This window comes from Aeromonas sp. FDAARGOS 1414, from assembly GCF_019047065.1.
GTDB classification, from domain to species: domain Bacteria; phylum Pseudomonadota; class Gammaproteobacteria; order Enterobacterales; family Aeromonadaceae; genus Aeromonas; species Aeromonas veronii_A.
On the sequence record NZ_CP077210.1, the window covers coordinates 397247 to 422080 of the forward strand.

Sequence of the window (24834 nt, forward strand, 5' to 3'; positions counted from 1 at the left end):
GGGTTCGCCTTGTTTTGTGTGAGCACCGGTTTCGCATGCTGATGAAATCGGCCCTCTGTGTTGGTCAGGTGTCTAACCTTTGTCGTTCTGTTTTCCAACGCCCTAAGCAAACCAGAATTAACAGGAAAACAACAACTATTGATTTCGTTGTTTTCGTAAAAATTGACGGTGTTACGTCAATCTCGTCAAAATGCTTTTTTATCTTTTTAGAATCATTGGTTTGCGTTATTTGCTCTCGCGTAGGAAGTGGCTGTGAAAATGGCGTATATGACAAATTTGTGAATTGGATCTGCTCTCGGTTTCGGGGTCGGGCGGGGCTTTGTTTTGCATAAAAAGAAACCAGATTGCCAATTGTGATCCGGCGCCCGTTTAGGGCGCCGTGTCACGGCTTGCGGTTGGCGAGTTGACGCAGGGTCTGGGCGCTGTGCTGCAACTGCTGGCGCTGGTGGTCATTGAGCGGGCAGTGGCCCAGCACATACTCGGTGGTGGCCACCACCGTCTTCCAGCGTGGCGACTTGGGCAGGGTATCCAGACTCAGGTATTTGTCGAGGGTGCGGGTCTGCGGGCTGGATCTGTCCATATAGACCCGCCACAGCTTGCTCTTCTCCGCCAGCACGATTTTGCCCTTGCCGGTCCCCTGCTGCCAGGCATCCAGGGTGAGCTGCATGGTCTCTACCAGCGCACGGCGCAGCGGCTCGTCATCCTGCTGGCGAATGAGGTCGTCGGCCAGCGAACGGAACTCGCCACCCAGGCGGCTCAGCTCGCCCAGCAGCTGTTCATCTTCGATGATGGCTTGCCGCGAGAGGTTCTTGAGGGCGTTCTCCAGCGCCATTACCCGGTTCTCATCCTGACGCAGCTCGGTACTCAGAGTGAGGGCGAAAGCGGCCTGTCCTCCGAGTGCGATGGGCAGGGCACGGGCGTTGAGCACATCTTTTTGCCCGGCCACCAGAAACTCCAGATTGTGTTCCCGCTCGCTGGCAAGGTCGGGCCACTGCTGTTGCAGCGGGGTGGCGAGCCACTCATTGAGGGGCTGCCCCTCCATGGCTTCCGGCTCCTGCCCCAGCAGGCGTGCCATCACCCGGGAGGCAAACAGCACTGTGCCCTGCTCGTCGATAAAGATCATGGGGTCGGCCCCTTCGCCGAGCAGGGCCAGCAGGCGCTGCTGATCCTGATGCAGTCGTTCCTGCAGGGTGAGGCGATGTTCGATCTCCTGCTTCAATAGCCGGTTCTCTACCAGCGAGGCGCGTCCGGCCTTGGCCTCCAGCAGTGCCTTGACCCGGGCAAACAGCTCTTCTTTGCAGAAGGGTTTGACCAGATAGTCGTTGGCTCCGGCCCCGAAGCCCTCCTCGATATCCTTGGGCTGGTTGAGGGCGGTGAGCAGCAGCACCGGCAGCATATCTTTCGGGTGTTGCTGGCGCAGGCGACGGCAGACGTCAAAACCGGAAAGGGTCGGCATCATCACATCGAGCAGGATGAGGTCCACCTGCACCTCGGCCAGCTTGGCCAGCGCATCGTGGCCGTCACTGCTGGGCAGGATGCGGTAGCCGCAGGGCTGCAGCAGATGGCGCAGGATGTGCAGGTTGATGGGCTCGTCATCCACCACCAGAATGAGCGGAGCATCCTCGGGGGGAGGGGGCAGATCGTCGCTCTCCCAGTTCGGCAGGATCAGCGGTTGCTGGCGCACCAGCTGATGCTCGATCTGGCGGCTGTCGAGAGTCAGATTGGCCGCTTTGCCGGTGGCAAGGGGCAGGGTAAAGGCGAAGGTCGAGCCAACGCTCGGCTCGCTCTCGACAAACAGCTCGCCCCCCATCAGGTGCACCAGCTGGCGGGTGATGGAGAGACCAAGGCCGGCCCCCTGCTTGCTTACCTCCGGGCTCATCTGCACCAGCGGCTCGAAGATGTGTTCCAGATGATCGGGGGCAATGCCGATGCCGGTGTCGGTGACCTTGATGCGCAGGAAGTTGTTCTCGACGATGGCACTGAGCACCACCTTGCCCTGCGGCGTGTACTTGATGGCGTTACCCACCAGGTTGTAGAGCACCTGTTCGAGTCGTTGCTCGTCGGCCAGCACCGGCGGTAGTTCGGCCGGGCTGATATCCACCAGGGTGAGGGGTTTGGCCTGCACCAGATGCTGGCAGAGGTCCAGCACCAGCCGGATAACCCCCTTGGATGAGACGGGCTGGGAGTGGATCTCCAGCTGGCCGTAGCGCATCTGGTGGTAGTCCAGCAGATCGTCAACCAGACGGGCCAGGCCGTCTGCACTCTTGATGATGAGGCCGAGCTGCTTTTGCTGCCCTTCGGTCAAATCCTGCTGGCTGGCGAGCATCGACTCGGCCATCCCCTTGATGCCGTGAATGGGGGTACGCAGCTCGTGGGAGGTGTTGGCCAGCAGTTCATCCTTGAGCTTGTCCGCTTGCTGCAGGCTGAGGTTCTGCTTGTGGGTCAGCTTGACCTGCTGTTGCAGCTCCTGGGTCTGCTGTTCGATCAGTTCGATCTTGTCCTTCACCGAGCGCTGCATATGGCGAAACGCCTCGGCCAGCCGGTCGATATCATCGCCGGTGCGCTCGATGGCGATGGGGTGATCCAGCGCGCCGTCGGCCACCTGCTCGGCCGCTTCGGTCAGGGAGCGCAGCGGCGCCGTGATGGAGTGAGAGAGCCAGCGGGAGAAGAGGATCAGCAGCAGCACCGAGCCCGCGCCCAGCACAATCACCAGAGTCTCCAGCTGGCGGATCGGGGCATAGGCTTCCCGGGTGGAGATCTCGGCGATAAAGGCCCACTCGGTATCGAACACCTTTACCTGGGTGTAGGCGGCCAGCACCTCGTCATCCTGATAGGAGTGGAACAGCCCGACCCCCTGCTCGCCGGAGAGCGTCTTGGTGATGAGGGGCGTTTGCAGCGGCCGGAAGTTGGGGCTGAAGCTGTTCTCGACGCTGAACTCCGGCGCCAGCCAGGCATCGGCGCGCATCCGCTTGTCGGGGCCGATCAGGATGGTCTCGCCGGTCTCGCCCAGCCCCTCCCGCTCCGCCATGATCTGGTTGAGCTTGTCCGGCAGCAGCTCGAAAATCACCACACCGCGCACATAGTCGTACTGCATCACGGGGGCTGCCATGTAGGCGACCACCTGCCCGGTCAGCTCGTTGCGGCCAAAATCGGTGAACTCGAAGATCTGCTGCGGTTTCTGGCCGCCATCAAGGCGGCGTTTGATCTTGGCGAAGGTCTGGCCCAAGCCACTGCCCTGGTAGGGGCCGGAGAGCAGATTGGTGGCAAAGTTAGGGTGCTTGGTGACCGAATAGACCACATCACCGTTAAGGTCCACCAGAAAGATGTCGCTGTAGTTGGACTTGCGCACCATGTCGGCATAGCCGCGATGAAAACGCTGGTGCACCCGGCCATACATCTCGTCGGCGAGGATAAGCGCCGTGATGGAGGGTTCGATCTCCACCTGACTGTCCGGTTTGCGCAGTTGATCCCAGGAACCGGGCAGATAGCGGGCCTGGGCGCGGCTGCGGGCCTCCTGCGGTGTGGTGCCCAACTTCTCGAAGGCGCCGGTAAAGCCATAGAAACGGCCGATACTGTTGCCGGCAAAATCCTGCTGGGAGAAGTTGATGATCTGCTCTTTGAGGTTGTTGAAGTAATCCTCGAGCTGACTCTTCTTGATATTACGGACGGAGACCAGATGGTTGGAGGTCTGGGTGGTGAGATCCTTGCCGTGGCTGTATAGGAAGAAGAGGGTGATGACCAAAAATGGCACCATGCCCAACATGAAAAAAGCCAGCATTAACTGCGGCCTGAGCCCACGAAGCGTGAAGATCCCTTTCATCTTGTGATTTTCAATTGAGAATCCGGTTATTAAGCTGCTCAAGTCTCGAACGAAAGCGTAATCATTTCAACGACTTTATCCCAAATTCGTTTGGTGGGTCACAGCGGGATGGATAAAATTGCAGCAAGGCGTTTAAACCATGAGCAAACAGTCTGCGTCAGGGCCTAAATTGCGAAAAAGGGGTTGTGCTAGCGCTCGTGGTACGTATAATGCGCCTCGTTGTCAGGCAACTGGCACGAAAGCAGTAACGCGGGAATAGCTCAGTTGGTAGAGCACGACCTTGCCAAGGTCGGGGTCGCGAGTTCGAGTCTCGTTTCCCGCTCCAATTTTCCATCACACCAACGATGGAACTCACTTTCAAGACAATCAGTCTTGTCAGCATGGCGCGTTAGCAAAGCGGTTATGCAGCGGATTGCAAATCCGTTTAGTCCGGTTCGACTCCGGAACGTGCCTCCATCTTCTCTCTATTTTCCCTGATTTATCACTCTTCAAGCCGTGAAGCTTGGTCAGTATCCTTGCTGTACCAGTAACTGTTCGCAGCCAGCCTGTTTCCACTCGCGCTCGAGATAGTGGCTCACATCCGCCATGTTTTGCCCCCGATATTGAAACTGCACCTCGGCACTGTGCAGGTTGAGATCCGCAATCCGTTGCTTCAGCGTGCCACATTGCCACAGGCTGACGGTGGGCACGCCCCGTTCGGCCAGCACGATGGTATCTTCCCGATTCAGTTGCCATTCCTCCAGTTGTGCCCGTGTCAGGGCAACCATCAGCACCAGCAGTGCCACTTCCGGCAGTTTCATGCGTGTCTCCCTACTGCATGTTTTTCCCCTGATAACTGTGGCAAAGCGCACGATTTTCGCAAGTTTGTTAACTGTTGGTTAATGACGTAACCCGTTTTCAGTATTTCCCGTTTTTCACCATTTTTTTATAAAAAAATGCGTTGGTGATGTAGTAATCCTACATGGAGTGGGGTAATCTTTGCTCAGTGGTCTTACCAGTAAGGAGTTACATCATGTTTCATCCCTTTTCCCTGACTCAGATTATTCTTCGTCGCATTTATGTATTGCTGGTGGGCATTCTGGCTTTCCCCGTGATGCTGTTTCGCAGCGATCGTGCCCGCTTCTACAGCTATCTGCACCGGATCTGGAACAAAACCAGCACCAAACCGGTGTGGCTCAAAATGAGCGAGCGTGGCGAGCGGATCTTCTACTAAACCCCATTCGCATCATGTGCAAAAAGAGACAGCCAAAGCTGTCTCTTTTTTTATCTGTATGCCGCAACTCCTGCCTCCCAACACTACTCAGATTGTTTATTTCTTGTTTCTTTAAAGTTGCATCCAGCCCTGCCTGTTGGCGGGGATTTTTTATGTCTGACACATCTCTTTTGATGGAAGCAGTGAAGAAGATTAACGGGATGAAAGCACCATATGGCACTTTCCTCGTTCATTAATGGGTGGTCGTCGAGAAATTTTCAATGATGAAATAGTTGTTTAAAATCAATTAATTGAGTGTTTGCCTTTGGGTTTTTTAACTCTTTTTATGTTTTTTTGAAAGGGAATATCCCGTTTGCCGGTTCTATTGCAGGTACCCGGTTGCGACAAATCGGGGATATCAGCAACATCCAACGACATCAAAAGGAACATGAACATGAATGTTAAAAAAAGCACTGCTATCGCCTCCGCCATGACCGGTCTGCTGGCGCTGGGCGCCCAATTTATCGCGGCACCAGCAATGGCTGCCGATGAAAAGGAGAAGTGCTACGGCGTGGTCAAGGCCAGCAAGAATGACTGTGCGACCAAGAGCAGCTCCTGCGCCGGTACCGCCAAGGAAGATGCTCAGGGTGATGCCTTTGTGGTGATGCCCAAAGGGCTGTGCGAGAAGCTGGTCGGCGGTTCGCTGCAACCCAAGTAAGAGACATCGGGCAGGGGATGGCCAATGGGTCGCCCCCTGCATCTTCTCTGATTGGCGAAAGCGAGTCTTGCGATGAACCCTTTGATTGGTATCGGATTACGCACTCCCCATTACGATGAGATCCGGCAAACCCTGCCGGCAGTCGGTTGGCTGGAGGTGCACAGTGAAAATTACTTCGAATGGCACAGTCACGGTTTTCAGGTGCTCGCCGAACTGGCGCAGCACTACCCCGTCAGTCTTCACGGCGTTGGCATGTCCCTCGGTTCTGCCGACCCGCTCGATCCGCACCATCTGCAGCAGTTGTCGACACTGGCCGCGGCGATCAAACCGGTACGGATCTCCGAACATCTCAGCTGGGGCAGCATTGGTGGGCGTTACTTCAACGATCTGCTGCCGGTGCCCTATACCCGAGCCTCCCTGCGCTACATGAGCGACAAGATCCAGCAGGTACAACAGACCCTGGGTTGCCGCATGTTGATTGAAAATCCCTCCTCCTATCTGCAACTGCCCGGGGAGATGAGCGAGTGGGAATTTCTGGCCGAGCTGCAGCAGCGCAGCGAATGTGGCATCCTGCTCGACCTCAACAATCTCTATGTCAGTGCCTTCAATCACGGTTTCTCTTGCGATGAGTATCTGGCGGCGATCGATCTCGCCACCGTCGGGGAGATCCATCTGGCCGGTTATACCGAGAAACAGCTGCCGGAAGGCTCCCTCTATATCGATACCCACAGCGTCCCTGTGGTGGAGCCGGTCTGGGAACTCTATCGCCAGATCTGCCGCAAGCAGGCCATTCCCACCCTGATTGAGTGGGACCTCGAGATCCCGCCGCTGTCGGTCTTGCTGGCAGAGGCGGCGAAGGCCGGCGCCATTCTGGATGAGGCGCGTGCCATGAGTGCACCACGGGAGGTGGCCCATGGCTGAACTGGCACAGCTGCAACAGCACTTTGCCGATGGTCTGCTGGGGGCGCCTGACGCCATTTCCCCTCACATCAGCTCCCGGCTCTTTTCTGCCGAATCTGTGCTGCAGGTCTATCGCAACCACTTCATCCTGAGCCTTGGCGAGGTGCTGGCGAGCAGTTATCCCGCCGTCAAGGCTATGGTCGGGGATGACTTTTTTGCAGCGGCGGCCCGTGGCTTCGTATTGGCCGAGCCGCTCAGGGAAGGGAGCGTCATGCATTATGGCGCCGGATTTGGCCAATGGTTGGCCCGCTTGCCGACTACAACCGGGCTGCCCTGGCTGGAGGCGCTGGCTCAGTTCGAATGGCAGCTTGAGCGTGCCAGTCTGCTGCCGCTGGAATCACGCTGCTGGCCAGCCGAGCGTCTGGCCGCATTATCGCCGCAACAATGGGAGCGGCTGCGGCTGTTGCCAGCCACGGATCTGCTGCTGGTTGCCAGCGATTATCCGGTGCTGGCCCTGTGGCAGATGGCGCTGCACTGTGGTGAAGCGGTGGAGGTGCTTGATGCCCCCGTCTGGTTGGCACTGAAGAAACAGCCGGATTGCCGGGTTGCCCCCTTGCCCCTGACGGCGGGTGAGTGGGCGCTGCTACAGGATTGTCTCGCTGGTACGGCGCTGGTCGATCTGCTTGCGGCCGACCCTGCGGCCAGTGAACATCTCACTCGCCTGATAACCCTTGGTCTGCTGGTGGATATGGAGGTAATGCCATGATGGCAAACAAATGGCTGGCGCTGGCCAGCTCGAGTGGTGATTTGCCGCGCTGGAGCAGTGCTGGTGTGCTGTTGTTGGCGCGGCTTTGGGTCGCCTCGGTTTTTATCACTTCAGGCTGGCTCAAGCTGACGGCGTGGGATTCCACCCTCTATCTGTTTGAATCCGAGTATCAGGTGCCCCTGCTGCCCTGGTTGTGGGCTGCTTATCTGGGTACGGCGACCGAGCTGCTGTTGCCGCTCTTCCTGCTGGCGGGGCTTTTTACTCGCCCGGCCGCCTTGCTGCTGTTTGGCTTCAATATCATGGCGGTGATCTCCTACCCGACCCTCTGGGCGGGTGGCTTTTACGATCACCAGCTGTGGGGCTGGATGCTGCTGATCCTTATCATCTGGGGCGGCGGTGTGCTGAGCCTGGATCACTGGCTGACACGTCGCAGCCATTGATTTATCAGTGATTTCCCCAATGACAAAGAGCGCCACAAGGCGCTCTTTGTCATAATGACGGCCGGCGAAATTTCCCATGAGAGAAAAGGAGCAGCCAATGATTATTCGTCAGGCAAGGGCCGCAGATATTCCCGCAATGGTGGCGCTGCGCATGGAGCTGTTTTGTGAGGTCGGTGAGCTGGTGACGCCGCAGGCAGACCCGGCATTGTGGCAGGCCACCCTTGACTACTTTACCCGGGCGATGAGTGAAGAGAGGGCTCTATCCTGGCTGGCCGAAGCCGATACGCAGGAGGGCGGCAAACAGATCGTGGCGGCAGGGACGCTGGCACTGTTTGAACGGCCACCCTATCCCGGCAATCTGGCGGGGATGGAGGGGTATCTGCTCAACATGTATACGCGGCCACAATGGCGCCAGCAGGGGATCGCCACGGCGCTGCTCGATACCATTACAGCCTTCGCCAGATCGCGTCAGCTGGGCAAGGTGTGGCTCCATGCCAGCGAGCAGGGGCGCCCTCTCTATGAGCGGATCGGCTTTGTCGCCAATCCAGCCTATCTGGAGTGGGACCTGGCACCTTAATCGATGGGCCCCGTTATCTCTATGGTTTCTCGTCTAAAGTTCATGCAGATGTGACGTAGTTGTAACCAAGTAACAGAGGGGCAGGGCAAGATGTTCAACTTCAAACTCAAAGCGGAATTACAAGCGTGTCAAATGCAGTTGGCCCAGGCCCAGGCATTTATTGATGCAGTAAAAGTCGGTGTCGCTACCATCAGTTTCACTCCAAGCGGCGAGATCCTCCAGGCGAACCCGCTGTTTCTGAGTGTGGTGGGCTATAGCGAGCAGGAGGTGATTGGTAAACACCACCGGATCTTTTGTGATGCCCACTACGCCCAGTCATCCTCCTACGCCCAGTTTTGGGAACAGCTGCGTCAGGGGCATAGCCACAGTGGCACTTACCAACGCTTTGATAAACAGGGTCGGGAGTTGTGGCTGGAGGCTACCTACTTCCCGGTCAAGGTTGAGGGCAAGGTGGTCAGGGTCGTCAAGATAGCCTCCGATATCACCGAGAGTTATCAGCAGTTGAGTCGTCAGAAAGCGATCATCTCGGCACTCGATCGGGCGCTCGCCATTATCGAGTTCACCCCCAAGGGGGAGATTGTGACGGCCAATCAGAATTTCCTCTCCTGCGTCGGTTACTCCCTTTCGCAGCTCAAGGGGCAGCATCACAGGCTGTTTTGCGATGAGAGCTTCTATCGCGAGCAACCCCACTTCTGGGACGATCTGGCCCACGGCCAGCTCAAGTCGGGGCTGTTCAGTCGCCGTGACAGCCACGGTAACGAGATCTGGCTGGAGGCTACCTACAACCCCATCAAGGATGAGAGCGGCAAGGTGGTCAAGGTGATCAAGTTTGCCAGTGAGGTGACAGAGCGGATCAAGCGCGCCCAGGCCGTGAGCGAGGCGGCCAACATAGCCCAGACCATTTCGCAGGAGACCACCCGCTTTGCCGAAACCGGGTCTGAACTGCTGGCGGCATCGGTTGCCATCTCCAGCGCCATTTCCGAACAGGTGAGTCGCACTTCCGGCCTGATTGGCCAGCTCAATGAGCAGTCGAAAAGCATTGAAGCTATCGTCTCGACCATCAGCAGTATTGCCGAGCAGACCAATCTGCTGGCCCTTAACGCAGCCATCGAGGCCGCCCGGGCCGGCGATCAGGGACGAGGCTTTGCGGTGGTGGCCGACGAGGTACGTCAGCTGGCTGCGCGCACCTCCCTCTCGACCGGCGAGATCGCCAGCGTGGTTCAGAAAAACCGCGAACTGACGGCCCAGATCACTGGCAACATCAATGAGGTGGCCGCCAGTGCCCAGCGTGGCAAGGAGCAGATCGGCGAGGTGAGTGGCGTAATGGCGCAGATCGAGCAGGGCGCCATCAATGTGACCGAGACAGTCTCCAATCTGGCAATCGGCTCCTGACGGTTATTGGTTGTTGAACGAGGCACCGATCGGATGATAATCCCATCGGTGCTTATTTATTGCGCACTTGATATGCCAATCTGAACCCCTCCTGTATCGTCCCGCCATTGTGAATTGTCCTCTTCTGGCCCCTTGATTAGGCTTGCCGCCTCATTTATTTCAGAGCAGGAACAGAACACGATGGCTTTACAACAGAAGGGGCGGGCAATGGCCCTGCTGGTTATGGTCGCGAGCATGGGGCTGGGCGGCTGTATGGGGCAGATGGGGCTTTCCGGCATGGTGACCAAGGGCAACCTGAGCGTGGTGGATAACCGCTACGGTCGGGCCGGTGTCTTTATGCTGCTTTCCCCTGTCTACGGTCTGGCCGCGACCGCTGACCTGTTCATTTTCAATACCATCGAGTTCTGGTCTGGCAAGAACCCCATCACCGGCAAATCCCCGGCAGTGGTGGACATGAAGGCCAATCCGGTGATCAAGGTGAACCAGCACCTGGATCCGGCCCTCAAGACGGTGCCGTTGGCCATGCTGCCACAAGGGGTGCGTGAGGTGGAGATCAGCTACCCGGACGAGCGTACCGCCCAGATGGAGGTGCACTATCTGGATGGTCGCAGCAGCATGATGCGCGGAGAAAAGCGTGGTGAGCTGATGGATATCTATTTTGATGGCAAGTTTGTTTCTACCCTGACCCGGTCAGAGCTGGAGCAGATGAGCGAGAACGCCCGCACGGCGGCTTGATCATCAGTGCCTATGCCGACAAGAACGCCCCGCAACTGCGGGGCGTTTTGCATTGGGTCTAGTCCGGCTGCTTGCGATGGGGCGGGGTGAGGATCAGTCCCAGCAGGCGGCGCAGGTGGGTGAGCTGCTCGGTCAGTTGCACGTTGAGCCAGAGGTAGCCATTGATGGCTGCCTCTGCGTTGGGCGGCAGCGATACCTGGGTCGCCACCTCGTGCAGGCGGGCGATGGCGGCATCCGCGCCACGCCCGTCACCGGTTTGCATCATCAGGGCAAGCTGGTTGATCGCCTCCTCGGTGGCCAGATGGCAGGCTTGCAGCGCAGCCGTGCTCTGCATCAGGAAGTGGCTCTCCCGATCGTTCCAGTAGGTGTTGGCCAGCATCTCCAGAGTGCAGAGGGTGTTGCGCATGGTGACCTGCACCGCATCAAACAGGGCGACGCTGTGGCGTGTCTCCTTGGCCGCAGGGGCCAGCAGGGCCCGCAGTTTGCCGGTCTGTGCCAGCAGTTGGGAGAGATTGTGCTTGAGGCGCGGGCGCTCCAGCACATTGGGGGAGAGGTGAGTGTGATAGAGCCGCCCCGACTGCTGCAGGATCTGGTGCAGTTGCAGCCGCCAGTGGCTGTAGGCCCGCTGGGGGTAGATGCTGCAAAAGAGCAGTGCCAGCAGGGAGCCCAGTATCACGTCGGCACTGCGCCACAGCGCCGTCTCTATATCCCCCGGCATGGCCCCCATGGTGACACCCAGGGTGATGCCGATCAGCAGCCCCACATAGGGGCGCTTGCCGAGGGCTAGATAGCCGCACAGAAACATGATGCAGCCGCACCACAGCAGCATCAGCGGCAGGGAGTAGAGCTCGAGATAGAGCGCCACCACCCCGCAGCTGGCGCCGAAGATGGTGCCGACCACCCGCTGCAGGGCGCGCGACAGTACATTGCCCCAGAACGAGATGGGGCCCATCACCACCACCAGGGTGATGAGGGGCCAGGTGCTTTCCGGCAGCTTGAGCTCGCGGGTCAGCAGAAAGGTGAGCATGAAGGCGAGCGCGATGCGCAGGCCGTGGACGATGCGGTAGTGACCGTAGATCAGCAGATCGAGCCGGGAGAGGGGGGCATTCAGGCGCAAGGGACAAGCCTCGGATTCATGGGGGCAACCACCCCGCCACGCCCGGCGGGGTGGAGACCGGTATCAGGCCACTCGTCCCTGGAGTGGGTGGATCCAGACCCGCTCGCCGACCGCGATGGCTGGCTGGGCGGGGACGATTTCAATCAGGCAGTTGGCATCGCTCATGGAGCTGAGGATGCCGGAACCCTGCGGCCCGGTGGTGCGCACCCGCAGCACGCCGCTGGCGTCCTGATGGAAGATGCCGCGCAGGAACTCGGTGCGCCCGGGTCGGCTCTTCATCTGCTGCTCGGCCAGTGCCGACAGGCGCAGCGGTTGCCACACCCGGCCCTGCAGGCGGGCGATGGCGGGCTCGACGAATTGCAGGAAGCAGATCATGGCGGCTACCGGGTTGCCGGGCAGGCCGAAGAAGGGGGTCTGCCCCAGCTTGCCGAAGGCGAGCGGACGGCCCGGCCGCATCTGGATGCGCCAGAAGGCTATCTGGCCAAGCTCGGCGAGCACCTGCTTGATGAAGTCGGCATTGCCCACCGACACCCCGCCCGAGCTCAGCACCAGGTCGGCATCGACCGCGGCCTGTGCCAGCTGTTGGCGCAGGATGACTGGATCATCGGGGATGATGCCAAGGTCCATCACCTCGCAGCCAGCCCCGGCGATGAGCGCCATCAGGGTGAAGCGGTTGCTGTCGAAGATGTGGCCGGGGGCGAGCGTCTCGCCCGGTGCCTGCACCTCGTCGCCGGTGCTGAACAGCGCCACCTTGAGCGGTGCGCGCACGCTGAGCCGGGCTTGACCAAGGGATGCTGCCAGCCCGAGCTGAGGGGCACCGAGGCGGGTGCCGGCCGGGATGGCGACCGCCCCCAGCGCCAGATCTTCGCCGGCCTGACGCACGTTCTGCCCCGCCTTGATGGGGGCGCTGACGCTGACCCATTCACCGTCAAGCTGGGTCTCTTCGCGCATCACCACGGTATCGACGCCGGGGGGCAGCGGGGCGCCGGTCATGATCTGCACCGCCTGTCCGGCCAGTACCGGCTCGCTGCGCGGCTGGCCCGCCAGCACTTCTCCCACCAGTTGCCAGCGGCCGGCGGCGAGATCGTCGCTGCGCAGGCCAATGCCGTCCATCGCCGAGTTGGCGTGGGGCGGCACATTGATGGGGCTGACGAGATCCCCCGCCAGCACGGCGCCGTGGCAGCGGGCGAGCAGCAGGTCGATGCTGCGGGTAGAGGGGGCGAGTGCATCAAGAATGGCCTGACGCGCCCCCTCGACCGACAGAAAGCCGTTGCCAGCCTCCTGTTCCTGCGTCTGACTCTCTTTGAGCCAGTGGCAGACGAAGTCGGCGATGGCGTCCAAATCATTGATGTCGAGCCGGGGCAGGGTGGTCTCTGCGGGCTGATCGCTGGCCACGGCGATGATGTCGCGATCAAGCGGGAACAGCAGCGGCTTGCCGATGGCGGCGCGGTGCAGCTCGATTTTCGGGAAGTGCTCATGCTTGAACCCTTCCACCAGCAGCAGGTCGAGGCTGCGCTGATCGAAGCTGGCCAGCAGCTCGCGAAAATCGGCCTCACCCAGATCAGTCTCAACGATGCGGGCGTGACGGCGGCGGGAGGCCACCATCATCTGGCTGGCGCCGGCCTGGCGCAGGCGGTGGCTGTCTTTGCCCGGCTGGTCGATGTCAAAGTCGTGATGGGCGTGCTTGAGCACCCCGAGGCGCAGGCCGCGGCTCACCAGCAGGGGGATGAGCTGCTCGAGCAAGGTGGTCTTGCCGGTGCCGCTCCAGGCGGCAAAGCCGAGCAGAGGCAGGGTGGGGGCCGGGGTCATGAGGTGGCTCCTTGTCCGGTCGCGGAGTCTGGCAGGCGCGCCTCGTAGGCGGCCAGCTCGTCCGGGCTGTTGAGATTGATGAAGGCATCCGGCTGGTCGGCAAAGCTCACCACCGCCATCTGGTGGCGGGCAAACCAGATATCGATTTTGCGCTCTCCCTCGGCCAGCGCGGCGGAGAGGGAGGGGAGCAGGGATTTGTGCAGCAGGGCCACCACGGGTTGCAGCCAGTCGCCGTCATGGGCCACCACCAGCTCGGTCGCCGGGGTGAGGGCGGTGCGAAAGCGCGCCATCAGATCGCGGGGCAGGGCGGGGCCGTCGCAGGGCACGAACAGCACCCAGTTGTGGCGGGCGGCGGCAAGGCCTGCCTGCATGCCGGCCAGTGGGCCGAGATAGTCGGGGTTGTCGTCGCCGATGACCGGGGCCAGCGCCTGGTAGCGGGCCTGGCTGCGGTTGGCGTTGATCAGGATCTCGTCCACCTGGGGCCTCAGTCGGTCAAGCACGTGGTCGATGAGCGGGCGGCCCGCCAACTCGACCCAGCCCTTGTCGGCGCCCCCCATGCGGGTGGCTCGGCCGCCGGCCAGCACCACGGCGGAGACGGGAAAGCGGTCAGTACGAGGTTCGCTGTTTGAGGTCATGTCGCTCGATGATTTTCAAAGGAGTGGGTTCGTGCAGCCGGCCCCGGGCGAGGGTCCATTGCCGCTCGCACAGGTCGGTCAGATCGTTGCTCTGGTGGCTGATAACGACCAGGCCGCTGCCCTGTTCCCGCAGATCTTGCGCCATGGCGGCCATCAGGGCAACCGAATGTGCATCCAGATTGGCGGTGGGCTCGTCCATCAACAGAAAGGCCGGTTGCAGCGCCCAGGCGCGGGCCATGGCCAGACGCTGGCGCTCGCCGCCAGACAAAATGCTGATGTGCTCCCGTGCCAGGCTCTCCAGTTCGACCCGGCGCAGCGCCTCGAACACCCGCACCTCGTCGGCGGCGCGATGGCCGAGGGCCCAGGCCACGTTGTCGTGCACACTGCGATCAAACAGGTAGGGGGTCTGGTGCAGGTAGGTGACCCGGCCAGGCCCCGGATCGCGCTTGAGCCACTGGCCAAGCTTGCCGCGCCAGCCAGAGGGGAGATTGGTGTGGCCCCGGGTCGGAGTGAGCAGGCCGGCCAGGATCTTGAGCAATGTGGTCTTGCCCACCCCGTTCGCGCCGCGCAGCCAGATGGCGTCGCCGGCCGCGATGGAGAGCTGCTCAATCTGGAACAGGTCGCGCTCGCCAAAGCGCATCATCAGCTGGTGGGCGGTCAGGGCCATGGCGTACTCCGGTGGAGGGACGGTGGGGGCATGGTCGGTTCTTCACATAACCGTGACCGCGACAGAGAGGGGGTCAGCAGCATTTGGTTATGGATAATCGTGCGCTGCGTCATGGTCAGTTCTTCAGATAGCTGTGACCACGGCACGCGGTCAGCAACAGGTTGAGCAGCAGGGCCAGGGCCAACAGCACGATGCCGAGCGCCACCCCCTGGGTGAAGGCCCCTTTCTGGGTCTCCAGCGCGATGGCGGTGGGAATGTTGCGGGTGAAGTGCAAAATGTTGCCCCCCACCATCATGGAGCAGCCCACCTCGGTGACGATGCGGCTGAAGGCGCCGATCACCGCCGCCAGCAGGCCGAAGCGGCACTCGCGCATCAGCCCGAGCAGCGCTCTGGGCCAGGAGAGCCCCAGGGTGCGGGCGGTCTCCCAGGCGCGCCGATCGCTCTGCACGAACGCGGCGTGAGCCATGGTGGCGATCACCGGAAAAGCGATCAGCATCTGCCCCACCACCATGGCCTGCTGGGTGAACAGCATCTTCCAGTCGCCGAAGGGGCCGGCCCGCGACAGCAGCATGTAGAGCAAGAGGCCAATCACCACGGTCGGCACCGACTGCAGGGTATTGATGCAGGAGAGCCAGAGCCAGCGGGCCGGGATCGGCAGATAGGCCAGCGCGAAGCCGAGCAGCAGGGCCGGCAGCAGCACCAGCCCGAGTGCGAGACCCGACACCGAGAAGGAGACCCCCACCACCTGCCACAGTTCGGCGTCACCACTGAACAGCAGCGCCAGGGCCGCCAGTGTGGTCTCGATCAGGGTCGGCACCGGGCGCCTCCGTCACTCAAGGTGGCGAGGGGCGCCAGGGGCTGGTCGGGCAGGAGCGGTCGTGGCATCACTGCGGCTTGGCGTCGGCCACGAACAGCGGCTGGCCGGCCACCTTGAAGTCACCGATAAGCTGCTGGCCGTGCTGGGAGACCAGCCAGTTCTTCAGGGTACGGGCCCCTTCGGTGTTGAGATCCGGGTAGCGCTTGGGGTTGACCAGGATCACCTGGTAGGGGTTGAACAACCGCTTGTCCCCCTCCAGCAGCACGGCGAGATCCAGCTTGCTCTGGTAGGCGAGCCAGGTGCCGCGGTCGGTCAGGGTGTAAGCCCCCAGCTCCGAAGCCATGGTCAGGGTCGGTCCCATGCCCTGGCCGATGGACTTGTAGCCGGCGAACTCGGGCTTGACGTCGGCCGCCTGCCACAGGGTCTTCTCCTTGATGTGGGTGCCGGACTCGTCCCCGCGGGAGATAAAGGTCTGCCCCTTCTCTTTGATGGCCTGCAGCGCCTTGGCGGCATCGTGCAGCTTGCCAAGACCGGCCGGATCTTTCGCTGGGCCGACGATGACGAAGTCGTTGTACATCAGGTGCTCAGGCTCGATGCCAAAGCCCGCCTCGACGAAGGCCTTCTCGGCAGAGGGGGCGTGGGTCATCACCAGATCCGCGTCGCCGTTCTCGCCCATCTTCAGGCTCTGGCCGGTACCGGCCGCCATCACCTGCACCGGGTAGCCGGTCTCCTTGGTGAACTGGGGCAGCAGCCAGCCCAGCAGGCCGGACTGTTCGGTGCTGGTGGTGGTGGCGAGGCGGATGGGTGCCTTGGTCTCGGCATAGCTGGCAGCGCTCCAGAGCGGCAGGCTGAGCAGCAGGGCGGAGGAGAGGGCAAGGGCGAGGCGTTTGCGCACTGTGGCTGTGATCATGATGTCAGGGTACCCGGTGATGGAGAGAGGGCAGGACTAAGCAAGCAGGGTGCCAAGCTGACCGCGAGCCTTGTTCGGCCCAGTTTTTAATGTGAAAACAGTCGGTTAAGCGTACTAATTGCGTGATGGCACCGTCGCTTTTAATAAACGGAGTTGGCACTTGGGGCCGGTTAGCGACAAAATGTCCCACAGTTTATAAGGTCGGTGGGACAATCCCGGAACCTTGTCGAATCTGAGGTACTTTTTTCATGACTGCACCCGCCAGCCGCTGGTCCGCCCTCTCCTTGCTTATCGTCGACGACGAACCCGGCATGCGCAGCTTCCTCGCCAAGGCGCTGGCTCGGCGCTTCGCCCAGATAGAGACGGCCGCCAGCGTGGAGGAGGCCGAAGCCCTGCGCTGCCGCCTGCATTTTGATCTCATCATCGCCGACATCCGCCTGCCGGGGCGCTCCGGTATCGAGTGGCACGAGGCCATCGATCCCGCCACCCGGCGCAGCGACATCATCTTCATGACCGGTTTCGGCGACATGGAGACCGCCCTCAAGGCGCTGCGCCTCGGCGCCAGTGACTTCATTCTTAAGCCCTTCAACCTGGATCAGATGGTGCAGGCGGTGGACCGGGTCATCGAGCGCCGCCAGATGGAGCGGGAGAACCTGCTGCTGCGCCGGGAGGTAAGCAAGCTGTTCCCGCCCACCCTGATCGGCGACAGCGCCAAGACCCGCGAGCTCAAGACGCTGATCGCCCGGGTCGCCCCCTCCAACGCCGCCGTGCTGGTAGAGGGGGAGTCCGGCACCGGCAAGGAGTTGGTGGCCCGCGCCCTGCACCAGCTCTCCGGCCGGATGGGGGCCTTCGTGCCGCTCAACTGCGCCTCCATCGCCCCCGAACTGCTGGAAAGCGAGCTGTTCGGCCACGTGCAGGGGGCCTTTACCGGCGCCCGCAAGGGGCGCGACGGCCTGTTCCGGGTCGCCCATCAGGGAACCCTCTTTCTGGACGAGATCGGCGAGATGCCGCTCGCCATGCAGGCTTCCCTGCTGCGGGCGCTGGAGCAGAAGGCCATCCGCCCGGTGGGGGCCGAGCGGGAGCTTTCGGTGGACGTGCGCATCGTCGCCGCCACCAACCGCAACCTGAAGGCGGAGGTGGAGGCGGGCCGGTTTCGTGAAGACCTCTTCTATCGCCTCAACGTGGTGGCGCTGCCGGTGGCGCCCCTGCGCGAGCGCATCGACGACATCCCCGCCCTGGTGCACCACTTCACCCGCCAGCTCACCGCCGAGATGGGCATGGGCGCCCTGCACTGGACCCACGAGGACGTGGTGGCCATGCAGGCCTACCCCTGGCCCGGCAACGTGCGCGAGCTGCGTAACCTGATCGAGCGCTGCCTGCTGCTGGGCAAGCCGCCCGCCGAGTACTGGCAGAGCGCCAAACCGGCCGAGTCGGCACGGGGTGAGGAGGGCTATCCGCTGGAGTGGGCGCTGGCCGAGGTGGAGAAGGCCCACATCCTGCAGGTGGTGGCGAGCCATGATGGCAACAAGTCGGCCGCCTCCCGGGTGCTCGGGGTGGCGCGCAAGACCCTGGAGCGCAAGTTCAAGGAGTGGGCCATCGAATGAGCCGGCTCGCCTGTTGTAGCCGGAGTGAGTTATGAGGCTGGCGCAGATCCCGGGGTTGCTCAGAACCAAGGTGCGCTGGCGGCTGCTGCTGCTCACCTCGGTGCCCATCATGCTGACCCTGGCCGGCATGATCGGGCTCACTCTCTACTGGACCCTCACTTACAGCTGGCAGAACCTGCTCACCACGGTGCGCAGCGACCTGGGCGTGGCCCACCACGCGGTGAGCGTGCAGCAGCAGCGTCAGACCGAGCACCTCGAACACCTGCGCGATGCCTGGGCCTTCCAGCTGCAGCTGCGCGAATCCCCCGCCCGCTTGCGCCAATGGGTGATGCCGCTGGCCGCCAACTACGGCCTCGATTTTTTGCGCCTGCGCAGCGGCAGCGAGCTGGATCTGCTGCCAGCGCAGGATCGTGCGGCCCTCGCCGCCGGGCGCAGCATCAGCCACTTCGTGGTCTGGTCGCGGGAGCAACTGTTGGCGCTTTCGCCGGCACTGGCCAGCCGCGCCGTGCTGGAGCGGGAATATGATCCGGTGGCGGGGCAGGAGACCCGCGGCCTGGTCAGCCTCTCGCTGACCCCGGTGATGGGGCGGGACGGCAGCCTCTGGGGCGTGCTGGAGGGAGGCGAGCTTATCAACGGCAGCACCCGGCTGGTGGACGAGCTCAAGGGCCAGGTGTTTGCCAAGAACACCCTGCCGGCCGGCAGCATCGGCACCGTCACCCTGTTTCTCGGCGATCTGCGGGTGAGCACCAACGTGCCCGCCAGCAGCAGTCGCCAGCTGGGGCGGGCGGTGGGCACCCGGGTCTCGGCGCCGGTGCGCGAGCAGGTGCTGGGACGCGGTGAGCCCTGGATTGATCGCGCCTTCGTGCACGACGCCTGGTATGTGTCGGGCTACGAGCCGCTCTTGGGCGCCAATGGCGAGCGCATCGGCATGCTCTACGTCGGTTTTCTCGAGTGGCCCATCATCCGTACCTACCTCACCAACCTGCTGGAGCTGGGCTCCGGCGTGGTGGTGTTGCTGCTGCTCTCCGGCCTGCTGGTCTATCGCGGCGCGCGGGACTTGTTCACCCCCATCGAGCGGATGCACAAGGTGGTGCGCCAGGTGCAGGCGGGTCAGCCGGCCCGCATCGGCGTGCTGGCCCTCGACCCTGACCACGAGCTGGCCCAGCTCGGTCGCCAGTTCGACGCCATGCTGGACCAGCAGGCGGCGCACCAGCAGCAGCTGGCCCGCAGCGCTGACCAGCTGGAGCAGAAGGTGGCCGAGCGCACCCAAAGCCTTGAGCAGAAGACCGCCGAGCTCGAGCACCACATCCACATGCTGACCCAGGCGCGCCAGCAGTTGCTGATCAGCGAGAAGCTGGCGGCCCTTGGCGAGCTCTGTGCCGGGGTGGCCCACGAGATCAACAATCCGCTGGCGGTGATCCTCGGCAATGTGGAGCTGATGAAGCTGGAGCTGGGGGAGGCGGCCGCGCCGGTGAGCGAGGAGCTGGCACTGGTGCTGGCCCAGATCGAGCGCATTCGTGCCATCACCCGCAGCTTGCTGCAATATTCGCGCCCCGGCGATTACGAGACCGCACCGGTGTGGCAGCACCTCAATCCCATCATCGAGGAGAGCCTGACCCTGGTGCGCTCCGCCCTGCGTCAGCAGCAGGTGGAGCTGGTGGCCGATCTCAGGGCCCAGCAGCCCATCGAGGCGGATCGTCAGCAGTTGTTGCAGGTGCTGATAAACCTCTTGGTCAATGCCAGCCACGCGCTGGGGGAGCAGGGAGAGATCCGGGTCGAGAGCCGCGACTGGCTGGATGACACCGGGGCCCTGCAGGGGGCCGAGGTGCGGGTCATCGACAACGGCAGCGGCATCGAGGCCGCCATCATCGACAAGATCTTCGACCCCTTCTTCACCACCCGCGCCACCGGCACCGGGCTGGGGCTGGCCCTGAGCCACCGCATCATCAGCCGCTGGGGCGGGGAGCTGTTGGTTGACTCCACCCCGGGGCAGGGCAGCTGTTTTACCATCCGCCTGCGCAGCCATGCCCTGCTGCCAAGCGGCAGCGAGCCCGCGAAACTGGAAGGGTGGCGCATCGCCCTCAATGCCGAGGGTCGTGAGACAAGCGATTGATGCTGTTATAAAAAGGCCCGTTATAAAAACAGCCCGTCAACATGGTTGGCGGGCTGTTTTGTCTGTGGGTGAGTGGTTATTTACTGCTGGCTCCACACCAGCTTGCCGCTCTGGCTCAGGTCATAGCCGCCGAGGCGGGCCGCCAGCTCACGCCCCTCGGGGGATTGCAGCCAGCCGATCAGCTGTTGCAGCAGGGTGCGAAAGAAAACCCCCTGCGGCATCACCAGATCGAAGCACTCCTGCGACAAGGGCATAAAGCCGAGGCCAAACTCGGTGGCGGTGCTCTGGGCGCCGGGCCCGACGTCGGCATCGCCACGGCTGATGGCGGCGGCCAGCTCCCGCTCGCTGTTGACCTCGAGGGTGCGATCCAGTCGGGTCAGCGACTCTCCTTGCGTTTGCAGCCACTCCTGCAGGGCGCGCTGGCTGCCAGCCCCCTCCTGACGCATGGCCCAGCGCCACTCGAGCGCCTCTTTCGCCTCCTTGGGTTGCAATCCCTGGCGCAGCACCAGCCCCTGCACCCGGCGAAATCCATGAACGATCACCCATTGCCGGTGGCCCTGATACTGCTGTACCAGCGCCGGGTGGCGCAGGTGCGCCTCCTCGGCCTGCCCCCAGTGGATGGCGCAGAGATCCACATGGCCGCGTGCCAGCATCGCCAGCCCTTGCCTTGTGCCGCACGGGGTGTAGCCCACCAGTGCCTGGGTGCCGAGCTGCCAGGCCAGCCGGCTGCTGGCGTAGTGGAGCAGTACGTCGTCCGAGCCCGCCAGCAGCAGCCGGTCGTTCATCACCCCCTCGTGGCAGCTGCCGAGCAGCCAGCGATCGAGCAGGGAGCGGGGAAACAGCCACTTGCCGGTCGCCTTGGTGGCTGGGATGCGCGCCTCGTTGGCGAGCTGGTAGACCTTCTTCTCGTTGAGATCGAGGTACTCGGCCACCTGCTTCACATTCATAAACTCGTTCATGGTTTAATCCCGCATCCCGCGACCAGCCGGACTGGGCGCCAGCACCGGCGGCTTCTCGTCCAGCACCATATGGTCGTGGCCGCTGAATACCTCGAAATGGCGCCCCTTGGCGCGGGCAATCATGGTGATGCCGAGCTGGCGGGCGAGATCCAGTCCCATCTGGGTGACGCCGGAGCGCGACAGCAGCACTGGAATGCCCATCTGCGCCACCTTGATCACCATCTCCGAGGTAAGCCGCCCGGTGGTGTAGAAGATCTTGTCGTGGCCAGCCTCGCCGCGCATCCAGAGCTCGCCCGCCAGGGTATCCACCGCATTGTGGCGCCCCACATCCTCGACAAAGGAGAGGATTTCGCTGCCCCGACAGATGGCGCAGCCATGCACCGCACCCGCCATCTTGTAGGTTTCGTTATGGGCCGACAGCGCCTTGAGCAGGGCATAGAGGGTGCTCTGTTTAAGCTCGGGCGCCGCCAAGACCACCCCTTCCAGCTTCTTCATCACGCTGCCATACATGGTGCCCTGACCGCAGCCGGAGGTGACCGTCTTCTTCTCCAGAGACTTGTCGAGATCGGCGGCCTGCTGGCTGCTCACCACGGCGGCGGCCTCGCTCTCCCAGTCGACAATCACCGACTCGATGGCCGCAATATCCTCGATAAAGCCCTGATTTTTCAGATAACCCAGTACCAGCGCCTCGGGGCGGGCACCCAGTGTCATCAGGGTTACTATCTCCTTCCAGTTGAGGTAGACCGTCAGTGGCCGCTCACAGGCGATTTGGCGGGTGTTCATTGTGCCCTGCTCATCCATCACCTCGACGGCCATGGTGAGCTGGGCGGCGGCATTGCTTTTGATAAAGGTCGGTGTCATGGGCCCCTCGCGACCGGTTGCCGGGATCTAAGGGGAGGGATACAGCAAGTTTTGTTCCAAAAAATATTTAGGCTGTGCTCTCTTTCTACTGCAGGCATAATCTTACCCTGCAAGGGTTTGATTGAAGGCTGGCGACATAATAGATTTTATTGGTTGAGTGTATAAACTTGGCTGGACAAATTATTGTAAGCGCATGAGTATATGGATGGCTCATATACTCATTTTTCTTTGGTGAGTAGTGGTGAGTTAGTCTATAAAACATGAAGCTATCATGATACAGGATAAATTGATGTCGTTCCCCGCATTCGAAGAGATTAATTATTTTACTGCAAGTGACCTATGGGAAGCATTGAGCCCGACCAAATCATTTTTCGATGAACCATCAAATATTGTTTATCGTGGTCAAGCTGATGCCGAATGGTCTCTTATTCCATCATTGTTGCGTAATGAAAATCTAAATCCATTGTTGAAGTTTATGGGCAGAAGATGTACGGCTGATGAATTGGTGTTTACAGAAATTTGTCTGCTAGAGGAATTTTCTAAATACTGTGATAGCATTGGGGTTCGCATCCCAAATGATTCTATGAAATTTCGTCGTGAAATTTTAAGTTCTCAAGTACAAGACCGATACTATATTAGGCCCGAACTTTGGCCAAATCATGAACTCATAGAATTAATGGCTTTAGCACAGCATCACGGGGTTCCAACTCGTTTGCTTGATTGGACAAAACAACCATATGTAGCAGTATATTTCGCTGTTTCTAGTGCCATGGCTAATCATGTAAATTGGAAAGATAATAGCAAACTAGCTATATGGGTATTTAATACGGAAAGAGTTGGCGATTATCAGAATGTTCAGGTGGTGCAAGTTCCTGGTAGCACGTCAAATCATGTGTCCGCTCAGTCAGGTTTGTTTACTGTTCATCCTCATTCTGGTCATCGAGGTGGTGATTTCGAAATATCTGGCCTTGAATATGAATTCTCAAGGTTACCAAAAACACCACTATTAAAGTTAACTCTGCCGGTAACCGAAGTTTTGAGTTTATATCGCCTCTGCTTGAAAGTTGGTATTAATGCGGCAACGATTTATCCTAGTGCTGATGGTGCAGGGAAAGCTGTTCAGGATGCAATATACTCACGGATAATCAGCAATAAAGATTATGGCACGGATATTAATAGTGATCTTTAATTTATTATGTCGGACTAAATCGTAGGTTGGTGCTGAACGAAGTGAAGCCCAACGTTTACCGCGAACAGCCTTATCAAGGCAATAATCGGATAATTCGGCCTTATTTGATTATTGCCATTCCCTCGAACAAGCACTGACGGATTGGTTTTACGCCGCCTGTTGGGCTTCGCTGCGCTTAGCGCCAACCTACGCCCGCGCCAACCCATATCCCGCACGACGTCCCAACTCGCATCAAAGCCCCCATTAACCACCAAACCGGCCTTGGCCCCACTCTTGCTATGTCTTATCCCATTGATGGCCGTGGCCGCCATAAATCTCCTGCCGTGAGCCGCCCCGAACGGGGTGGTTCACGGGGGAGGCGGCCCGGCAGAGACCTTCTGATGGGAGCCGTGACAGTGCAAGAGACAACCAAACCCCTCTCCCCGCAGCGCTGGCTGCAACTGGAGTTAAAGGCCATCGACAGCCTGGTTGGCCGCTGGCAGAGCCGCCGTTTCGAGATAGCGGCGCTCCATCCTGCCGAACCCGAGGCCGCCGGTGCCTTGCCCCTTACCCTGTTTCGCGATGAGCGGGGGGATTATCGCTTCAATTTGAGCTCCGGCTCGCCCCGCCTCTTTGTCACCGGAAGCCGCGTGGACAATGGCTTTGTGGCCGATGGCCTCACCCTGAGCCAGACCGTGGCTGCCGCCTATATGGATGGCGAGCGGCAGGTGCTCTCCTGCCCGCTGCCCGAAGCGCTGCAAGCCTGGGTGGAGGCCTTTATCGGCCGCCACGGCGAGCTGCTGGAGGCCCGCCGCAAGGGCAAGAAGGGCAAGGGACGTGCGCAGGATCAGCTCGGTGTCGATACGGTAGATCAAGCCAGCTGCGGCGCCGTCAAGGCCACCGGCCCCGATGGCCGTGAGCGTGGCAGTGACAGCGGAAATCGCGCCCATGAGTGAGTTCCTCAAGCGCTGGTCGTCGCGCAAGAGTGAGGCGCGCAAGCATCAGGTATTGCAGCCGAGGGAAGAGGTTAGCCCCGAGGCGGTTGCCGCCCCCATCGAAGGCAGTGGCGAAGCTGAAACTCCAGATACTGCGCTGGATAGCCCCGTAGTCAGCACTGACAAGGGGAGCTGTAAACCCCTTGCCGTTGAAGGGGCCGAGAGTGGCGAACCGCCTCTGAAAACGGCCCAGCCGGGCAAGGCCAAACTCCCCGACAAGGAGGCGCTGCGGGCCATGTTTCGCAGCCACAAGCCGGATGGGCTCGACGACTACACCCAGGATTTCAGCCAGCCCGAATTGCTGCCTGCGGCCCTGACCGCCGGGCTGCGCAACTGGCTGGTGGATCAGGTAACCGCCCCGGAGAGCGAATCGACCAATCCGGCCAGCGGATCCGCTGAACCGGTGGCGCTTGTCAGCGAACCTGCCGCCGAGCCGCCCGAGTTGGCTGATAACCATTCTCAAACCCACACCGACGATCGGGACATTTTGGTTTCCTCTGGTGGACAAAATGTCCCAACCAAAGGTGGGGGAATGGAACCCTCAGGATCCTGACTCCCTGTCAGTCACTTTTTTTCCGGGGGAGTTGGCTCGCCTCTTGCTCTCTCGGCTTACCAACAAGCGCCCATCCCATGAGGTGG

Annotated in this window: 23 protein-coding genes and 2 tRNA genes; 15 read left to right on the top strand and 10 right to left on the bottom strand. The window is 61.1% G+C overall.

Annotated elements, in window-relative coordinates; genetic code table 11:
* Positions 1–382: 382 nt before the first annotated feature.
* Positions 383–3820 carry an ATP-binding protein gene (locus tag I6L44_RS01820; RefSeq protein ID WP_216953111.1) on the bottom strand — a complete coding sequence of 1146 codons (3438 nt, stop codon included), beginning with the start codon at positions 3818–3820 and terminating at the stop codon, positions 383–385.
* Between the two features lie 249 nt (positions 3821–4069).
* On the opposite strand from I6L44_RS01820, the gene I6L44_RS01825 reads away from it, so the two are divergent.
* Positions 4070–4145, top strand: a tRNA-Gly gene (locus tag I6L44_RS01825).
* A 57-nt stretch (positions 4146–4202) separates the two neighbouring features.
* Positions 4203–4276: transfer RNA gene (locus I6L44_RS01830), tRNA-Cys, on the top strand.
* A gap of 50 nt (positions 4277–4326) precedes the next feature.
* Here the strand turns inward: I6L44_RS01830 and I6L44_RS01835 are convergent.
* Positions 4327–4620 (bottom strand): hypothetical protein, encoded by a 294-nt coding sequence (locus I6L44_RS01835; RefSeq protein WP_216953112.1) that lies wholly within the window; start codon positions 4618–4620, stop codon positions 4327–4329.
* 212 nt (positions 4621–4832) lie between these two features.
* On the opposite strand from I6L44_RS01835, the gene I6L44_RS01840 reads away from it, so the two are divergent.
* From I6L44_RS01840 to I6L44_RS01875, 8 genes are all read left to right on the top strand, one after another.
* A complete protein-coding gene (locus tag I6L44_RS01840) occupies positions 4833–5033 on the top strand; it encodes a YbfA family protein (protein ID WP_005334863.1) in 201 nt (66 codons plus the stop codon).
* A gap of 433 nt (positions 5034–5466) precedes the next feature.
* A complete protein-coding gene (locus tag I6L44_RS01845) occupies positions 5467–5730 on the top strand; it encodes a DUF2282 domain-containing protein (protein ID WP_005334862.1) in 264 nt (87 codons plus the stop codon).
* A gap of 72 nt (positions 5731–5802) precedes the next feature.
* Entirely contained in the window at positions 5803–6651 is an 849-nt protein-coding gene (locus I6L44_RS01850; RefSeq protein ID WP_216953113.1) for a DUF692 domain-containing protein, read from the top strand.
* Positions 6644–7396 carry a DNA-binding domain-containing protein gene (locus tag I6L44_RS01855; RefSeq protein ID WP_216953114.1) on the top strand — a complete coding sequence of 251 codons (753 nt, stop codon included), beginning with the start codon at positions 6644–6646 and terminating at the stop codon, positions 7394–7396. The genes I6L44_RS01850 and I6L44_RS01855 overlap by 8 nt, the downstream gene beginning before the upstream one ends.
* Positions 7393–7836 carry a DoxX family protein gene (locus I6L44_RS01860; RefSeq protein WP_158112124.1) on the top strand — a complete coding sequence of 148 codons (444 nt, stop codon included), beginning with the start codon at positions 7393–7395 and terminating at the stop codon, positions 7834–7836. The genes I6L44_RS01855 and I6L44_RS01860 overlap by 4 nt, the downstream gene beginning before the upstream one ends.
* Before the next feature lie 97 nt (positions 7837–7933).
* Positions 7934–8413, top strand: a complete 480-nt coding sequence (locus I6L44_RS01865; protein ID WP_216953115.1) for a GNAT family N-acetyltransferase — start codon at positions 7934–7936, stop codon at positions 8411–8413.
* A 90-nt stretch (positions 8414–8503) separates the two neighbouring features.
* On the top strand, positions 8504–9805 hold the full coding sequence (locus I6L44_RS01870; RefSeq protein ID WP_216953116.1) for a PAS domain-containing methyl-accepting chemotaxis protein: 1302 nt from the start codon (positions 8504–8506) through the stop codon (positions 9803–9805).
* 180 nt (positions 9806–9985) lie between these two features.
* Entirely contained in the window at positions 9986–10540 is a 555-nt protein-coding gene (locus I6L44_RS01875; protein WP_216953117.1) for a DUF3332 domain-containing protein, read from the top strand.
* Positions 10541–10598: 58 nt separating this feature from the next.
* On the opposite strand, the gene I6L44_RS01880 is transcribed toward I6L44_RS01875, so the two are convergent.
* The 6 genes from I6L44_RS01880 to I6L44_RS01905 all read right to left on the bottom strand — a co-directional run bounded on the left by I6L44_RS01880 (position 10599) and on the right by I6L44_RS01905 (position 16495).
* On the bottom strand, positions 10599–11657 hold the full coding sequence (locus I6L44_RS01880; protein ID WP_216953118.1) for an FUSC family protein: 1059 nt from the start codon (positions 11655–11657) through the stop codon (positions 10599–10601).
* Between the two features lie 63 nt (positions 11658–11720).
* Positions 11721–13466: a bifunctional molybdopterin-guanine dinucleotide biosynthesis adaptor protein MobB/molybdopterin molybdotransferase MoeA gene (locus I6L44_RS01885; RefSeq protein ID WP_216953119.1), complete on the bottom strand. Its 1746-nt coding sequence runs from the start codon at positions 13464–13466 to the stop codon at positions 11721–11723.
* Positions 13463–14101: a molybdenum cofactor guanylyltransferase MobA gene (mobA, locus tag I6L44_RS01890; RefSeq protein WP_216953120.1), complete on the bottom strand. Its 639-nt coding sequence runs from the start codon at positions 14099–14101 to the stop codon at positions 13463–13465. The genes I6L44_RS01885 and mobA overlap by 4 nt, the downstream gene beginning before the upstream one ends.
* Positions 14073–14768, bottom strand: coding sequence for an energy-coupling factor ABC transporter ATP-binding protein (locus I6L44_RS01895; protein WP_216953121.1), 696 nt, complete (start codon positions 14766–14768; stop codon positions 14073–14075). Before I6L44_RS01895 ends, mobA begins: the two co-directional genes overlap by 29 nt.
* A gap of 115 nt (positions 14769–14883) precedes the next feature.
* A complete protein-coding gene (locus tag I6L44_RS01900) occupies positions 14884–15585 on the bottom strand; it encodes an ABC transporter permease (RefSeq protein WP_016351543.1) in 702 nt (233 codons plus the stop codon).
* 67 nt (positions 15586–15652) lie between these two features.
* Positions 15653–16495: a substrate-binding domain-containing protein gene (locus tag I6L44_RS01905; protein WP_216953122.1), complete on the bottom strand. Its 843-nt coding sequence runs from the start codon at positions 16493–16495 to the stop codon at positions 15653–15655.
* A gap of 248 nt (positions 16496–16743) precedes the next feature.
* Between I6L44_RS01905 and I6L44_RS01910 the strand changes: the two genes are divergently transcribed.
* The gene (locus tag I6L44_RS01910) at positions 16744–18099 is read left to right on the top strand and encodes a sigma-54 dependent transcriptional regulator (RefSeq protein WP_029299487.1); all 1356 of its coding nucleotides are present in this window, start codon (positions 16744–16746) and stop codon (positions 18097–18099) included.
* Between the two features lie 31 nt (positions 18100–18130).
* Positions 18131–20212 (top strand): cache domain-containing protein, encoded by a 2082-nt coding sequence (locus I6L44_RS01915; protein WP_216953123.1) that lies wholly within the window; start codon positions 18131–18133, stop codon positions 20210–20212.
* An 80-nt stretch (positions 20213–20292) separates the two neighbouring features.
* Here I6L44_RS01915 and I6L44_RS01920 read toward each other — a convergent pair whose 3' ends face one another.
* Together I6L44_RS01920 and I6L44_RS01925 are read right to left on the bottom strand one after the other, a co-directional pair.
* Positions 20293–21159 carry a helix-turn-helix transcriptional regulator gene (locus I6L44_RS01920; RefSeq protein ID WP_216954315.1) on the bottom strand — a complete coding sequence of 289 codons (867 nt, stop codon included), beginning with the start codon at positions 21157–21159 and terminating at the stop codon, positions 20293–20295.
* A 15-nt stretch (positions 21160–21174) separates the two neighbouring features.
* Positions 21175–22032 carry a formate dehydrogenase accessory sulfurtransferase FdhD gene (locus I6L44_RS01925; protein ID WP_202001990.1) on the bottom strand — a complete coding sequence of 286 codons (858 nt, stop codon included), beginning with the start codon at positions 22030–22032 and terminating at the stop codon, positions 21175–21177.
* A 271-nt stretch (positions 22033–22303) separates the two neighbouring features.
* Between I6L44_RS01925 and I6L44_RS01930 the strand changes: the two genes are divergently transcribed.
* The 3 genes from I6L44_RS01930 (at position 22304) to I6L44_RS01940 (ending at position 24748) form a co-directional block, all read left to right on the top strand.
* Entirely contained in the window at positions 22304–23221 is a 918-nt protein-coding gene (locus I6L44_RS01930) for an FRG domain-containing protein (protein WP_216953124.1), read from the top strand.
* A 380-nt stretch (positions 23222–23601) separates the two neighbouring features.
* Positions 23602–24156 carry a DUF3305 domain-containing protein gene (locus I6L44_RS01935; RefSeq protein ID WP_216953125.1) on the top strand — a complete coding sequence of 185 codons (555 nt, stop codon included), beginning with the start codon at positions 23602–23604 and terminating at the stop codon, positions 24154–24156.
* Positions 24149–24748, top strand: a complete 600-nt coding sequence (locus tag I6L44_RS01940; protein WP_216953126.1) for a DUF3306 domain-containing protein — start codon at positions 24149–24151, stop codon at positions 24746–24748. The genes I6L44_RS01935 and I6L44_RS01940 overlap by 8 nt, the downstream gene beginning before the upstream one ends.
* Positions 24749–24834: the final 86 nt, after the last annotated feature.